The organism is Fructobacillus sp. ChS1-6f1-1-27 (assembly GCF_059579415.1).
The window spans coordinates 1-453 of record NZ_JCAOER010000029.1 but is presented as its reverse complement, the minus strand read 5'-3'; the positions used below and the strand labels follow the sequence as shown (position 1 = coordinate 453).

Sequence of the window (453 nt, the reverse complement as noted above, 5' to 3'; positions counted from 1 at the left end):
CATCGGCCAGGACGTCGCCACGCGCCACGTGATCACCACGTTTGACGATAGGACGCTGGTTGATGTTGGTGTTCTGGTTGGAACGCGTGTATTTGATCAGGTTGTAGATGTCCACACCTACTTCGCCGGCCTGATTTTCGTCATCATTGACGCGAATCACCACGCGATCGGCGTCGACATGGTCAACGATCCCGCCCCGTGTCGCCTGTACAGTCGTGCCCGAGTCAACCGCCACGGTACGTTCAATACCCGTACCCACCAGCGGTTTTTCAGGACGCAGACAAGGCACAGCCTGACGTTGCATGTTGGCACCCATCAGTGCCCGGTTGGCATCGTCGTGTTCCAGGAACGGAATCAGAGATGCGGCCACGGAGACGATCTGGGAAGGCGCCACGTCCATGTAGTGCACGTTTTCCGGTGCAGTCAGCATGGTCTCGCCTGCTTCACGGCAAG

1 pseudogene is annotated in these 453 nt (G+C 58.3%); it reads right to left on the bottom strand.

The window, feature by feature from the left end:
* Window positions 1-430, bottom strand: a pseudogene (locus AC5162_RS06430) (DNA-directed RNA polymerase subunit beta); the annotation flags it as partial.
* Window positions 431-453 lie beyond the last annotated feature (23 nt).